The sequence below is a fragment of the Rubeoparvulum massiliense genome, from assembly GCF_001049895.1.
Lineage (GTDB): Bacteria > Bacillota > Bacilli > Rubeoparvulales > Rubeoparvulaceae > Rubeoparvulum > Rubeoparvulum massiliense.
Genome location: NZ_CVPE01000004.1, coordinates 78997 through 93382, shown reverse-complemented (window position 1 = coordinate 93382; position 14386 = coordinate 78997). Strand labels below are relative to the sequence as shown.

The following is a 14386-nucleotide window of genomic DNA, read 5'->3' as shown; positions in this document are numbered from 1 at the left end:
GCTTTACCACGTGCATGATAAACATGCTCTGTCATGAATCCCTCGCATTTAGGCGACCGTGACGGGGCTACAAATCATTGTAGTATCTGAGGATGAAGTTACAACTTCAAATTAAACACCTGTCCAGCTAACGGGACATCACCTACTTGTGAACGCAGGGGCGGTTATTTTACGTGTGCTACCGCAAAGCCACGGGTAAAGCATTTTATGAGTTTGTAAGAAAGCACCCTCTTGAACTGCGGTTTTCTGTTTGAAATAGGTATAGTATATTCTACATAATTGATGAAAGGAAAACGAAAACTAATCCGAACAGATGTAAAAAGCAAGGATAGATCAATACTTACGATGCTAACCATTCCGATTGGACTATTAATTATTTTCTGGGTAGCTGCAGAAATAGCGTTTCCACATTAATAGGCGCTACTCTGAAATCTTTTAAAGGAGGAGATCATGATGTCCAAAATGAACACATCCAGGATAGCTTATATACTCGGTTCAATGCTACTAGGGATGGCTTCATTTATGATTAGTGGAGTTATAGCCTGTCTCGTGATCTTGCTCCTTGATAATTATATTGTGGCAACAATAATAGCTGGAGGCATTGGAGGACTTTTTCTCGGTCTATTACTCCAGATGCGACAAAAGACTGGAAGGATGGCAATTGCGGGTATCATTGGGATGCCGATCAGTCTTATCATAAGCTTCCTTCTAGTAGAGGGTTTTGGCTTGCTATTTCCTTCAATTGGCATGAATTTTGAGAATTCTGCAATTCCCGATATTAGTGCCATCGTCTTGATGGGAATCATTTTTGGCGCAGTTGTTGGGTTAATGATCTATGGTAGAATATCCATTTGGTTATTTTCTGCTGTCTGTGGGACTATTTCTATTCCTTTTGGATTATTAGTTGGAGCCATGAACTCGGGGCATTACATAAAAGCCTGGTTGGAGAATTTGTCAGAGGTTTTTGGTAAAATAGATATAAATTTTCTAGCGATCACCATTTCACTTGGTATTGGTATCGGCTTAAGCATAGGTCTATATAATATGAAAACCAAGAAGTACCCAACAGTGCATCCTGAAAGATATAATGATCCTGTAGCGATGAATTGTAGCTGGCGATGTCTTAAATCGGGTAGTGCCAATTTTACAACTCACAGGCTATTTCGAACAGCAGATCATGACCTCGTCTACCGATCAACTATATTGTCAAAAATTATTGGCATCTTTTTCATCATAGTAGGTACAGCTATGCTGGTCGCTTATTTTGCTGTAATCATCAAACATTGGACAATGCCAGTGTTTGGGCTGATTTTTGTGATATCAGGGACTGTGATTTTTGTTCAAAGTATTATTCCAATCGGTTTTGACAGTCGAAAAGGATTGTTCTACAGAGGATGGAGACAAAAGGGATGCACAAAAATGAGTAACCAGAAGTATTGTGTGTCCTTCAACCAGATTCATGCAATTCAACTTTTGAAAAAAATCGGTAGGGTTAGTAGTAGTTCAGAAAACTTCCATGAAGATCGTTATTTTTATGCCTATGAGTTGAATCTGGTATTACATAATGGCGCGAGAAAGTATATCATGACCTATATCAATCTAGAACAAGCTCTGGCAGATGCTGAGCAGATTTCCCAACTGGTGGGGGTTCCTGTCTGGAATGGGATGGCTACTAAATAGAAAGGGGTTATGGAAAATGAGTATTCGAGTAGGAATAATGGGCTATGGTAATTTGGGGCGCGGCGTAGAATGTGCAATTAAACAAAATCCGGATATGGAGCTTGTAGCAATCTTTACACGGCGCGATCCAAAAAATTTAAAAGTACTAACCGAAACTGCAAAGGTCTGTCATGTCGATGAAGCTGAGAACATGAAAGAGGCAATTGATGTCATGATTCTTTGCGGGGGAAGTGCAACAGACCTGCCTGCACAATCGCCAAAATATGCGGAGATGTTTAATATCGTCGATAGCTTTGATACCCATGCTGGAATTCCTCAGCATTTTGAAGCTGTAGATGCTGCCGCTAAGAAAAGCGGTAAAATTGGCATTATTTCGGCTGGCTGGGATCCCGGTATGTTCTCCCTTAACAGACTATATGCTGATGCGATCCTGCCCAATGGACAAGACTATACGTTTTGGGGTAAGGGTGTCAGTCAAGGGCATTCGGATGCAATTCGCAGAATCGCTGGTGTAAAGGATGCTAAACAATATACCGTTCCCGTTGAAAATGCGCTCTCAGATGTTCGTAGCGGTAAAAATCCCGTGCTTTCCACACGTGAGAAGCATACGCGTGAATGCTTTGTGGTAGCTGAGGAAGGAGCGGACAAAGCAAGAATCGAGAGTGAAATTAAGAATATGCCCAATTACTTTGCAGATTACGATACAACCGTACATTTCATTAGTGAGGATGAATTGAAGAAAAATCACAGCGGAATCCCTCATGGTGGTTTTGTGATCAGATCGGGTAAGACCGGGTGGAATGAGGAACACACACATATAATTGAATATAATCTAAAGTTAGATTCAAATCCGGAGTTTACAGCTTCTGTTGCAGTCGCATATGCAAGAGCGGCATACCGGCTTCATTCTGAAGGACAGAGCGGTTGTAAAACGGTATTTGATATTGCTCCAGCATACTTATCTCCCAAAACTGCAGCAGAGCTTCGGAAAAGCTTATTATAGTATTTTTAATGAGAGCGATCTGGAGGGAAAACACGGTTAGGCGATTGGATGTTATATAAATTAGTTGTTTTCGCAGTGACAAGTTCGAATTTGCAAGTTGATTATCGTAGAAAGGAGTATATGATTACATAGAATTTTACTATGTGTATATCATACAAAGTTAAATATGAATCAAAAGACATATGAATTTGAAACCATCATCAAGAAAGTCCCTGACATAGACGACGCATATATTGCGGTACAGCGTGAGAATGTTCAGTCATTCGTTTGACGGTGTACAAGACAAGCAAAGGCACGGGAATCATCACGAATTGGGGGATGAGTATGCCGAAAGCACGAAAAATGTTAAGTAACTGGGATGCACCGTATATTCAGCCACTTGTAAAGTTAATTGAAACGCAGAGTAAATCAACGCTTGCACATTGGGCGGTAGATTATGCCGAACGAGTCTTATTGCCGCTTTGGAGCAAGTACTATCCGGATGATCTACGTCCGCAAAATGCACTGATTGCTGCCTGGCAGTGGTTGTCGGGAGAAATAAAGCTCCCGGAAGCAAAAACAGCAATCCTCGAGTGCCATGCGGGCGTATGCTTGACGCGCTGCGTGCTGTTGCCGTGGAGAATGAAACCAGTCCAGCGAAAATCAACTGGAAATGCTGATCATGACCGAAGTCCAGGACATTTTGAGTAGATAGGGCGAGAAAATTTGGGGGTAATACACTTGAATTGGCGTGTGGTACAGGCAGAATTACAGTCCCCCTTGCTGAGGAAGAAACAATATATGGGGCTTGGATTGTTCAAAATGAACACCTAGATTTTGAATCCACCATTGAGGGTGACGAGTTAATTGAAGAATATCATGACAGTATTAGACTAAGGTACTTCTATGGCGATGACATAAGGGAACTTATAACTTCTTCGGGATTTACCATCGAGTAATCCGATGAGAAAAGGTACAATATTCTCCCCTGGTAGAAACCGTATAAAGATTATTTTGGAGGCATTTATGAAAATTGAAAAATCTTGTGGTGCCATTGTTTTTCGCAAAGATAGCGAAGAAATAGTCTATCTGATTCTTCAACATACTGCAGGTCACTGGTCTTTTCCAAAAGGTCACGTTGAGAACGATGAAACTGAAATAGAAACAGCTCAAAGGGAAGTACTTGAAGAAACAGGACTACATGTAGCAATTGATTTTCGCTTTCGAATGTCAAATACGTACACACCTTACACAAATGTACTGAAAGAAGTCATTTATTTTGCTGCAGAAGCTACAAAATCAATAGTGGTCCTTCAATCTAATGAAATTTTATCTTCATTATGGCTTCCACTGGATGAAGCACTTCAACTACTTACCTTTGAATCGGATAAGGATATTCTGATAAAGGCTGATGAATATTTGAAAAAGAACTATTCAAAGTGATTCAAAGTTGTGTTTATTACATCCATGTTGTGTTGTTGTATTGATATCACCTGTATCGTCTGAATGAAGGCTCGGAAGGGCTAAAATACAAGGCTTTTGTAATATTACCACCTGCACAGGGAACTGTTCAGGTGGTAATTTATTTTTGAAGTGTAATTTTTAATTCTTGATCCGCATCAATGCTGTGAAACTGGATAAAGCTTCACGCAGATGACGATAGTAGGTAGAATGACTCATATGGCATGAACTGGCCGCTGCTAGCGCGTCATGGACTTTCAGCGCTTTTTCATACAGTTTTTATTCAGTCATCATAGCAAAAGTACCTCAATCGACCAAGCGAATGTCTATTATGTGTTGAAATCAGAAAAGAATGTATATGTTCCCTTGACGAACTTTGACTGATATAATGCCTTATCTGCTTTTTTGAATAGCAAGTCAAATTCTGTTGCATCTTCTGGAAAAATGGATACGCCAATGCTATTTGTGCAACTATAACTATCGCCTTCGCATTTAATTAACTGCTGAAGCTTTTGGCTAAGCCATTCAATATTAGGAATATCCAGTATTAAAAGGATGAACTCATCTCCACCAAATCTGCCAATAATATCTGTTTTTCTAAAACTTCTATTTAATGTGTCAGCGACTAACTTGATAATATTATCTCCTAATGCATGACCATACGTATCATTGAATTTTTTAAAGTTATCAATATCAATCAATATGAGAGCATGTCTCTGGGTAGAATTTCTGTATAATGATTTAACGATCAAATCTATCGTATGATTTTTGTTATAAAGGCCAGTAAAGTTGTCAAGTTTAACAGCTTTCTCTAACGTGTCTGTCTTTGTTTTCATACTTGTAATGTCTGTAATGACACCGATCATTTTCACAGGTATGTTGTTTTCATTAATAGGTGTAACATCAATTTTGCACCATATAAAATCAGAACCTCCAGCTCTCATGCGTGCTTCATAAGTAGTTGATTTCCCATTAAATATACATTGAAAAGCTTCATCTATAACTTGAGCATCATCTGGATGTGAAAAATATTCGGTTACAGCCTTTTGATATTCACTTGGGCTTAATTTGCTATAAGGTTGAACATCTTTAAGGATTACATCACCGGATACTCCGAATATATCTTCAGCATTTTCAAAAAAGGTATATAATTGATGGGCTAAATCAACTTCAAACACACATATTTTTGCAGCTTTTAGTGCGATATATAGGCGTTCCTTATATTTTTTTGCTTCAATAATATAGTTGACTTTTATAGTTTTTGTATTATTCAAAATATAGCCCTTCTTTTTGTCTTCAAATACTTTACACAAGTATTGTACGTCATCATTCAGATTTTCGATACTACTGTTTCAAAAATCTTATCCCAAGCAGAGATAGTTGCAAAAATTATCATATATGTGATTAAAAAGGAAGAAGAAGTACGCCATTCGGTGTATAACAATGAATCTAGAGCAGGAGTGAACCCCTTAATGTCCAATATATTGATGTAGAACCAATCATCAACGAATCAATAAAAAATATCCTACTAACAAGGAGGGAGTGAGTTGAAAACTTTCAATCAAGATAAGCTAAACCAGATTATCGAAGCTGTTACGGGAAAAAAGCATATTTATGGTGCTGTTTTTCATCTTTCAACAGGTGATGGGAGTCAAACCTGGTGTGGTGCTGCTGGTAACCTCAAGATTGATAGCCGCTATTATATTGCAAGTATCAATAAATTGTTTATCTCTTCGATTATTTTAAGGCTTATTGATGAAGGCAGGCTATCGTTTGATGATTCGTTGTCCAAGTACCTACCGGAGGATTTAATGACTGGGCTACATGTATACAAAGGTCATGATTATTCCAATGAGATTACGATTTTACATATGCTATCGCAAACATCTGGCTTACCTTGCTATTTGTTAGATAAGCCGCAAAATGGTATCTCTGGTATGCAAGAGCTTGAGGCTGGTATGGATCAAGCATGGCCAGCTGAAAGGGTCATTGAGCGCATCAAAACGCTGGAACCACATTTTCCACCTGGTGAGGGTAACCAAGCCAAATATATCGATACCAATCACCAATTATTAAACCTCGTAATCGAAAATGTAATGGAAATGCCTGTTCAGTCCGTGCTTAACCAGTTATTTGCTAACCTTGGTATGTCAAACACCTATGTATGCGAGGACTTGAATGATGTGGGTTATGTGCTTGCATATTTTCAAGACAGACAAGTGAATATCAGCAAGTATTTAACCTCGACAAAAAATGACATTATCTCCACAGCTCCAGACCTGATGCGCTTTATCAAGGCTTTTTTCAGCGGTTATTTCTACCCGAAAGAAAAGTTAAAAACCCTTGAAAAGTGGAAACCTATCTTTTTCCCATTTCATTATGGAATAGGCATCCAAAAGTTTTATATGCCCCGTTACCTCTCACCCTTTAAAGCAGTACCGGATATGCTTGGGCATTGTGGCTCAACTGGTGTAGTAGCATTTTATATTCCCGATATGGATCTATATATTACGGGTACAACCAATCAAGGAGCACGACCAAACATCGCCTTTCAAGCCATGATCAAAATGGTTCATGCGCTGTAGGAAAATGCAATATTTGTTGCTAGGGAAATCAAGCTATTAGAGGAGATGAAGCAAAGGGGCCATTAGACTTTGCTCTAATCGGAATTCTTGCTTCGATTAGTACCATCTTAGCACAAAGAGGAATAAGCATTTTTGCCATTTCTACCTATGATACAGACTATATTTTAGTGAAAGAGAAGGATATTGAGCGTGCTATCGAGGCACTAATTGACGAAAGATATGAAGTTGTTCACTAAGCTCATGATGCTTGGAAGCTGATAGCAATATCGTACATTGCTTAGCGAAGTGAACTTTTCCAACCTATTTGCTGAGGTGCCAAATATGAAAAAAGCGTTGTCAGAGATGTCATTGAAAGAATTGTGGGAGCTATTCCCGATTATCCTTAAAGAGCACAATCCTAAGTATAAAGAGTGGTATGAAATTGAAGCAAAACAGCTGTTCAGTTGTATCGAGCATGATAAAATACAACGCATCAATCATATCGGAAGTACTGCGGTAGAAGGATTGATTGCAAAGCCTACGGTAGATATTTTGTTAGAAGCTGCTAATGATTGCCACATTCCAAAGCTCATTGAAATCCTCAAGACAAATGGGTGGATTCTTATGTCGAGTGAGGATGAGCCGAATTTACAGCTGGTGTTTAATAAGGGATATACACCGGATGGTTTTGCAGAAAAGGTTTATCATCTTCATGTTAGGTATTTGGACGATTGGAATGAGTTATATTTTCGGGATTATCTCTTAGATCATCCTGATGTTGCGCTCAAATATGGAAACTTTAAATTGAGTTTGTGGCAAGAATACGAGCACAATCGAGATGGATATACAGAAGCTAAGACAGCGTTCATCATGCAATATACTGAAAAAGCAAAATTGGAGTATGCAGGGAGATACACTCCTTTTCTTGATGGCTTTTAGAAGACATGGTTCAGATTTATCTTCTTGAGCTTGCTAACTCTTTGTTAATGGGGACATTACTTCATTATCTTTAGATGTAGACATTGTAGAAGTTTGCTCATTTACTGTCTCTTCAGATTTCTCAGAGCTTGCAACACTTTCATGTTCAACCATGATCTTTATCTTTTCTCCAGCATCCTTCAAGGCTTCTCCTACTTTATTATTCATCTCAGAAATTTTATCTTTTATTTTTCCTAACTGTTCACGCTTCGCTACTGCTTTTTGACCAGAAAGGGAACGAGCTTCATCTTGCTCGATTTCCTTCGCTAAAATCCTTGCTTGTCCTTGCATCTTGCTTTTTACAGACGATACCGTTTTTAGCTGTGTCATGTCACTGCTTAAAGCGACCAGATTATTTAGCTGTTCATTCTGGCTATCTTCCTTGGTTTTAGGTTGATGTTCGGTAGCTGGCTGCTTATTTTGGTTTGTACCCATTTTTTTCTGCTGTTCTTTAAAGATATGTTCTGCAATTTGCTTTTCAATCGTATCGATCTGTTCATCAAAAATATCTAGTTGTTCCTTAATCGAAGATAAGCTCTGTCCTTCTTCAGTAGTTCTTTCGATTAATCGGTTTTTACTTTCGATAACATTTTGCTTCTGCTTCAGTAGGGAATCAAGAAGACTGCTGATTTTGGTTTGGCTTTGAAAAGCATTCTTTGAAGATTGGCTTATGGATACAGTATCATGTTGATTGGTAGAACTTAGCTTTAGCCCACTCAAGTGTGGATGATTACCTGTTGGGCGGATTCTCGTTCCAATCATTGGTGAGAAGTTTGAGATACGCATTAGATTTTTTCATCTCCTGTAAGATGTTTTTGACTATCTATTATAGATATCGGCAAATGCTAAAAAATAATAAATGAAAGGTTCCGTTGTTACACTCACAACAACCAATTAAGAAGGGAGCATGATCGATGAACAATATATACCTTGTTCGCCATTGCAAGGCAGATGGACAAGCGGCTGATGTCCCATTGACCGAGCTCGGCGTGCAACAAGCGAATCAGCTAGCCCAGTTTCTCGCGAGTAAGCAGATTGATTCAATTATTTCGAGCCCATATACTCGTGCCTATCAATCGATCAAACCATTGGCTGATCAGCTTCTTCTCGAAGTTGCTTTCGATGATCGACTCGTTGAGCGTGTTCTATCTGATAAGAATCAACCGAATTGGCTGGAAATGCTGCGTAGAACCTATGATGATGTAGATCTTTTCTATGAGGGTGGCGAATCTAGCAAAGAAGCCATGCGCCGTGGAGTAGATGTTATCATGGAAGTATTAGAACAGCCACTTAAAAATACGGTGATCGTCTCCCATGGCAACCTCATCTCCCTTCTGCTAATGCATTTTGATGAGCGTTTTGGCTTTGCTGAATGGCAGGCCATGTCCAATCCCGATGTATATCAGCTCTCCTTTCATCATCATCGTCCCAGCATTCAGCGGATTTGGAATGAAGATTAATACGGAACGAAATAATGAGCGAGTCTTGCCAGTTTGACGGAGTTGAAGGAGTGAAAAAATTTGCAGCTAATGTACGGAACAAGGAATCAAGCAAAGCTTCATGCCATGAATGCGGTATTAAGTAGCTTGGGTATTGAGATGCTTTCTCTCAATGATACGAATCTACAGATGAGTCCAGTGATAGAGAGTGGTAATAATCCGCTAGAAAATGCTAGGGTGAAGGCGCTAGCCTACTATGCAGCATGGAAGAAGCCGATTTTTTCTTGCGATTCTGGTCTATATATCGATGGTCTTGCTCCTAGCGACCAACCGGGTGTTCATGTTCGGAGGGTCCATGGGAAAGAGCTGACCGATGAAGAGATGATTCAGTATTATTCAGGGTTGGCACGCCATGCAGGTGGTGAAGTAAGGGCTCGCTATCGGAATGCGATCTGTCTCGTCATGGATGATGGGACCATGTTTGACTATGATGGAGATGAGATTGCATCCGAGGAATTTATCTTGACCTCTAAGCCCCATCAGAAGCGCAATCAAGGCTTCCCATTAGATTCACTCTCGAAGCATCTCCAAACAGGAAAATACTATATGGATCTCACCTATGATATTGCCAATGAAGATCATATCTTTATGGGATTCAAAAATTTTTTTCAGAAAAGTTTAGGTCTATGACAGAAAAAGAGTAGGAGGAATGTTGTCCTATGGGAATAAATACGATACTAGATGGTTTCCAATTAAGATTTGCAGAAAAAAAAGATGTCCCTCTCATTTTAAAATTTATCAGAGAGCTAGCGGAGTATGAGAAAATGTCAGATGCGGTGATCGCAACGGAAGAAGGCTTAATGGAATCCCTGTTTAAGCGAAAGATGGCGGAGGTGATTATTGGCGAATACAACAATCAACCTGTAGCCTTTGCCTTGTTCTTTCATAACTTTTCTACCTTTCTTGGAAGACCAGGTATTTACTTGGAGGATCTATATGTTAAACCGGATATGAGAGGAATGGGAATCGGCAAGGTCATGCTCTCTTTTCTAGCAAAACTAGCTATAGATCGTAAATGTGGAAGGCTGGAATGGTCCTGCTTGGATTGGAATGAGCCCTCCATTCAGTTCTACAAGAAGCTTGGTGCGACTGCCATGGATGAGTGGACGGTATATCGTGTATGCGACAAGACATTGGATATGCTAGCTCAGAAATTTCACGAGTAAATGTGTAGGAGATCTTCGCTTCATGTGCACATTTCAAAAATATAGTGAATTGGGAGTGCTATGATGAGTATCTTAGACGGGTTAGCCTCTGTCTGTGGAGAAAAACCTAAGGCTGCAAATAAGGCGGTTGCTATGCAGTGTATTGCCAATCCATCCCACATCGCAGAGATTGCCGATCACATTGGTAATCAGAATCATAAAATTGGAGCAGACTGCGCTGAGGTGATGACGATGATTGCTGAGGAACAACCAGAGCTCATATCATCCTATGCTCCAACACTGCTGGACCACCTAAAGCATAAGAAAAGTAATGTTCGTTGGGAATGTGCTCATGCTCTAGCACTAACTGCGCATACCATTGGCGATCTTCTTCTTGGTAAATTGGATGATTTTCTAAGGATTATTGAGAATGATGATAGTATTGTGGTACGTGATTATATCACTGATATTCTTACAAATCTGGCTAAGATCGGTGAAGCAGAAGCAAAAGCAGTATATCCATATCTTACTCAGGCCTTGGTGGCTCACAATCGTCGTCATGCAGGACATGCCATCGATGGATTGATTCATATCGCTTCAATAACCGATTCATTTGATGCAGATATTATTAGGTTAATCGAGCCATCTCTCATGGCTGAAAAGAAAGCAGTTGCTGGAAAAGCAAATAAACTTATCAAACTGATAGAAAAAAAGAATAAGTAAAATATGAAGCTCTACGCTCAATAATCATCATTGACATTCATATTTAATCGTGGTAGAACGGATAATGGCACAAAAAACATCACAACAGTCCTTTAAATCAATCCTGTGAGGTTGAGAAGGAAGCGTAGATAAGCAGCTTGTGTAGCTCGTCGTATATTTACTGCGGATCAGTATGCTTAGATAGCCTTCTTGCCTTTGAGGTAAGAAGGCTTTTTTGCGATTTTTCTATCGCCTTCCATCGCAAGTGCGACTGTGTGTAATCAGGGGAGGAATTATGTTGGATATGTCAATGGATGCACCAGAAGTTATCGTGGAGTCAAAATCAAAAAGGTATAAAACCTTATTGGGATCTGTACTCGGCTATGCCGCTGAGGGATTTGATATGCTTTTACTCTCCTTTGTCATGGTCTATATCTTGAGTGATTTTAGCTTATCGCCAGTGGAAGGTGGCAACCTGGTCCTAGCCACAACCATTGGGATGCTAGTTGGATCTTATCTCTTTGGCTTTCTCGCAGATGTATTTGGACGAATTCGTGTCATGGCCATTACTATTCTATTATTCGCTATAGCAACCGCCTTGATTTACTTTACAACAAATTATTGGCAGCTCCTGGTTCTTCGCTTTCTAGTAGGGATGGGCGTTGGTGGGGAATTTGGGATTGGGATGGCCATCGTCACGGAAACCTGGTCAAAGGAGATGCGCGCCAAAGCAACCTCAGTGGTTGCGCTGGGTTGGCAATTGGGCGTGCTGGCTGCGGCGGTTCTACCGGCCTTGGTAGTCCCCCATTATGGCTGGAGAGCGGTCTTCTTATTCGGATTAATCCCCGCGTTGTTAGCCGTCTATGTTCGTAAAAGTTTAACAGAGCCTAAGCTATGGGAACAGAAGAATCAGATGAAAAAGGCGTTACAGCAGAAAGCAGAGCAAGGAAGCTTAACTGCCGAAGAAGCAAGACAATTAGCCAGCATGAAGAAGTTCCCTTTGAAGAAGCTATTTGAAAATCGAAGAATTACAGTCACCACCATTGGTCTTATCTCGATGTCGTTTATTCAAAACTTTGGATACTACGGGATCTTCACATGGATGCCCACCATTCTTGCTGAGAAATACGGCTATACATTGGCGAAGGCGAGCGGTTGGATGTTTATCTCAACTATTGGAATGCTCCTTGGTATTGCATCCTTTGGCATCCTCGCTGATCGAATTGGACGTCGGAAAACATTTACGCTCTACTATATTGGTGGTACTATAGCTTGCTTAATCTACTTCTTCCTGCTCAAGGATGAGACCTTCTTATTATGGGGAAGCGCTATGCTTGGTTTCTTCGCCAATGGAATGATGGGCGGCTTTGGCGCCATCTTAGCTGAAAACTATCCTGCAGAAGCACGTTCGACTGCAGAAAATTTTATTTTCGGAACAGGTCGTGGATTAGCTGGCTTTGGACCTGTCATTATTGGATTGCTTGCAACACAAGGTGGCCTTTTTGGTGCCATGTCCTTAATCTTCCTCATCTATCCCATTGGGCTACTTATTATGTTACTATGTATTCCAGAAACCAAGGGGAAGGTGTTGAACTAAGAGTCTGGCCCCTTGAAAAAGGAGAATTCCTATTATGCTCGAAGCATTAGAAGCAAAAACCCCGTTGCTCTTAGATGGTGCCATGGGTTCTGAGTTAATGAAGCGCCTCCAGGTGCAGAGATTCTAACTACCAATACCTTTACTGCCAATCGCCTCATGCTCCAGTTGTATGGAAGGGAAGAAGAATTGGTGGAGCAGAACACCCGTGGCGTGGAGATTGCGCGTTCTGCTGTAGACGAACATTTGAAACAGACGGGGAAAAGGGCGTATGTTGCTGCCAATCTTGGACCGCTCCCATTTCCAGAAAAGTATCTACAGCACAAGAGTATTGAAGAGATCGCTCAATTCTATGAGGCACAGTATTCCGCTTTACTGAGAGCAGAGCCTGATCTATTCATCATCGAGAGTGCCTTTCATCTACCGACGGTGGCGGCGCTTGGACGAATTCAACAGCAAGCACCGAAGCGGCTCCCCATCATCCTTACGGTACCTATCTATCCTGATCCAGCGTATATCAATGGCATCCCTATTACCCATTTTTTAAACGAGGTGAAGGCTGCTCTTGCTCCTGAGGTGATCGGCTTTTCATGTGGACATTCCTTGGATACAATGGAGAGAGTATTTGATCAGTTGCCACAAGAACGAATTGCACTCATTCCTAATGCGGGCTTACCAGATGAACATGGTTGCTACCAGATGGAGATGAATCAGCTCGTGGCGCGGGTGCTGGAATTACACCGCCATTACCACTTATCCATTGTAGGAGGCTGCTGTGGAACCACGCCAGCATATATTGATAAGTTGGCAATTGGACTTGGGAAAAAGTGATTGCAGGAGGCATCGCCTATGAAGACATTCAAAAAGATCTATATCGAAATCACCAGTGTTTGTAATCTTGCCTGCCATTTCTGTCCACAGACTGAGAGGCAAGCAGAATTTATGAAGCTGGATACATTTCAGCAGATCTTAGTGCAAATTAAACCCCACACGAAATATATCTATCTTCATGTGAAGGGTGAGCCCCTCCTCCATCCGAAGCTGGATCAATTCTTGGATGCTAGCCATGAGCAAGGTTTTAAGGTGAATATTACGACTAACGGAACCTTGATTCAGAAGACGAAGCATAAGCTGCTGGGGAAGCCTGCTCTGCGACAAATGAACTTCTCCTTGCATAGCTTTGATGGGAATGAGGGGTCCACTGATCGTGAGCAATATCTAGCCAATATTTTTACCTTTGTCCGTGAGGCGGCTGCGCAGGGGGTAATAATCTCATTAAGACTATGGAATCTCGATCAAGACAATGCCACGAACCAGCAAAAGCAAAGGAATCGGGAGACCTTGGCCATTCTAGAGCAGGAGTTTGGCTTGGATTATAAAATCGAAGAGACGGTGGTCCCCGGTAGCGGTGTGAAGGTAGCAGAGGGCATCTTTTTAAATCAGGATCATCGTTTTGAATGGCCCAGCTTATTCGCGCCAGCTGATGATGGCAAAGGCTTTTGTCATGGACTACGCAATCAAGCAGGGATTCTTGTGGATGGTTCGGTGGTTCCCTGCTGTCTCGATGGGGAGGGGATTATCAATTTAGGAAATATCCATGAGACTTCATTCTCCCAAATTATCGAGAGTGAACGAGCCAATCGACTATATGATGGCTTCTCCCGCCGCGAAGCGATGGAGGAATTATGTAAGAGATGTGGGTATCGCAAGCGTTTTGGTCAATAAAAAACACAGACTTGCTCTTAAAGTAGAGCGGAGTCTGTGTTCTATTATAATTGGAT

General features: G+C 40.9%; 16 protein-coding genes. 14 read left to right on the top strand and 2 right to left on the bottom strand.

Annotated elements, in window-relative coordinates; genetic code table 11:
- Window positions 1-453: 453 nt before the first annotated feature.
- The 4 genes from BN1691_RS03055 to BN1691_RS03035 all read left to right on the top strand — a co-directional run bounded on the left by BN1691_RS03055 (window position 454) and on the right by BN1691_RS03035 (window position 4105).
- A complete protein-coding gene (locus BN1691_RS03055) occupies window positions 454-1680 on the top strand; it encodes a hypothetical protein (RefSeq protein WP_048600779.1) in 1227 nt (408 codons plus the stop codon).
- A 16-nt stretch (window positions 1681-1696) separates the two neighbouring features.
- Window positions 1697-2683, top strand: a complete 987-nt coding sequence (locus BN1691_RS03050) for a diaminopimelate dehydrogenase (protein ID WP_048601167.1) — start codon at window positions 1697-1699, stop codon at window positions 2681-2683.
- A gap of 324 nt (window positions 2684-3007) precedes the next feature.
- Window positions 3008-3373: a putative immunity protein gene (locus BN1691_RS03045; protein ID WP_197082482.1), complete on the top strand. Its 366-nt coding sequence runs from the start codon at window positions 3008-3010 to the stop codon at window positions 3371-3373.
- A gap of 315 nt (window positions 3374-3688) precedes the next feature.
- Window positions 3689-4105, top strand: coding sequence for a bis(5'-nucleosyl)-tetraphosphatase (locus BN1691_RS03035; protein WP_048600777.1), 417 nt, complete (start codon window positions 3689-3691; stop codon window positions 4103-4105).
- A gap of 347 nt (window positions 4106-4452) precedes the next feature.
- Here the strand turns inward: BN1691_RS03035 and BN1691_RS03030 are convergent, their stop codons facing one another.
- Window positions 4453-5397, bottom strand: a complete 945-nt coding sequence (locus BN1691_RS03030; protein WP_197082481.1) for a sensor domain-containing diguanylate cyclase — start codon at window positions 5395-5397, stop codon at window positions 4453-4455.
- A gap of 273 nt (window positions 5398-5670) precedes the next feature.
- Between BN1691_RS03030 and BN1691_RS03025 the strand changes: the two genes are divergently transcribed.
- From BN1691_RS03025 to BN1691_RS03020, 3 genes are all read left to right on the top strand, one after another.
- The gene (locus BN1691_RS03025; protein ID WP_048600776.1) at window positions 5671-6708 is read left to right on the top strand and encodes a serine hydrolase domain-containing protein; all 1038 of its coding nucleotides are present in this window, start codon (window positions 5671-5673) and stop codon (window positions 6706-6708) included.
- 35 nt (window positions 6709-6743) lie between these two features.
- Window positions 6744-6944 carry an ACT domain-containing protein gene (locus BN1691_RS14975; RefSeq protein ID WP_082147004.1) on the top strand — a complete coding sequence of 67 codons (201 nt, stop codon included), beginning with the start codon at window positions 6744-6746 and terminating at the stop codon, window positions 6942-6944.
- An 85-nt stretch (window positions 6945-7029) separates the two neighbouring features.
- Window positions 7030-7626 (top strand): GrpB family protein, encoded by a 597-nt coding sequence (locus tag BN1691_RS03020; RefSeq protein WP_048600775.1) that lies wholly within the window; start codon window positions 7030-7032, stop codon window positions 7624-7626.
- 33 nt (window positions 7627-7659) lie between these two features.
- Here the strand turns inward: BN1691_RS03020 and BN1691_RS03015 are convergent, their stop codons facing one another.
- Window positions 7660-8451: a hypothetical protein gene (locus BN1691_RS03015; protein WP_048600774.1), complete on the bottom strand. Its 792-nt coding sequence runs from the start codon at window positions 8449-8451 to the stop codon at window positions 7660-7662.
- A gap of 128 nt (window positions 8452-8579) precedes the next feature.
- On the opposite strand from BN1691_RS03015, the gene BN1691_RS03010 reads away from it, so the two are divergent.
- The 7 genes from BN1691_RS03010 to BN1691_RS02980 all read left to right on the top strand — a co-directional run bounded on the left by BN1691_RS03010 (window position 8580) and on the right by BN1691_RS02980 (window position 14330).
- The gene (locus tag BN1691_RS03010) at window positions 8580-9125 is read left to right on the top strand and encodes a histidine phosphatase family protein (protein ID WP_048600773.1); all 546 of its coding nucleotides are present in this window, start codon (window positions 8580-8582) and stop codon (window positions 9123-9125) included.
- Window positions 9126-9194: 69 nt separating this feature from the next.
- A complete protein-coding gene (locus BN1691_RS03005) occupies window positions 9195-9794 on the top strand; it encodes a non-canonical purine NTP pyrophosphatase (RefSeq protein ID WP_231638345.1) in 600 nt (199 codons plus the stop codon).
- A gap of 29 nt (window positions 9795-9823) precedes the next feature.
- A complete protein-coding gene (locus BN1691_RS03000) occupies window positions 9824-10330 on the top strand; it encodes a GNAT family N-acetyltransferase (RefSeq protein WP_187116849.1) in 507 nt (168 codons plus the stop codon).
- A 63-nt stretch (window positions 10331-10393) separates the two neighbouring features.
- Window positions 10394-11032, top strand: a complete 639-nt coding sequence (locus BN1691_RS02995; RefSeq protein ID WP_048600771.1) for a hypothetical protein — start codon at window positions 10394-10396, stop codon at window positions 11030-11032.
- Between the two features lie 283 nt (window positions 11033-11315).
- Window positions 11316-12608 carry an MFS transporter gene (locus tag BN1691_RS02990; RefSeq protein WP_390621633.1) on the top strand — a complete coding sequence of 431 codons (1293 nt, stop codon included), beginning with the start codon at window positions 11316-11318 and terminating at the stop codon, window positions 12606-12608.
- Window positions 12609-12764: 156 nt separating this feature from the next.
- Window positions 12765-13436, top strand: a complete 672-nt coding sequence (locus BN1691_RS02985; RefSeq protein ID WP_076850089.1) for a homocysteine S-methyltransferase family protein — start codon at window positions 12765-12767, stop codon at window positions 13434-13436.
- Between the two features lie 18 nt (window positions 13437-13454).
- A complete protein-coding gene (locus BN1691_RS02980; protein WP_048600768.1) occupies window positions 13455-14330 on the top strand; it encodes a radical SAM/SPASM domain-containing protein in 876 nt (291 codons plus the stop codon).
- Window positions 14331-14386: the final 56 nt, after the last annotated feature.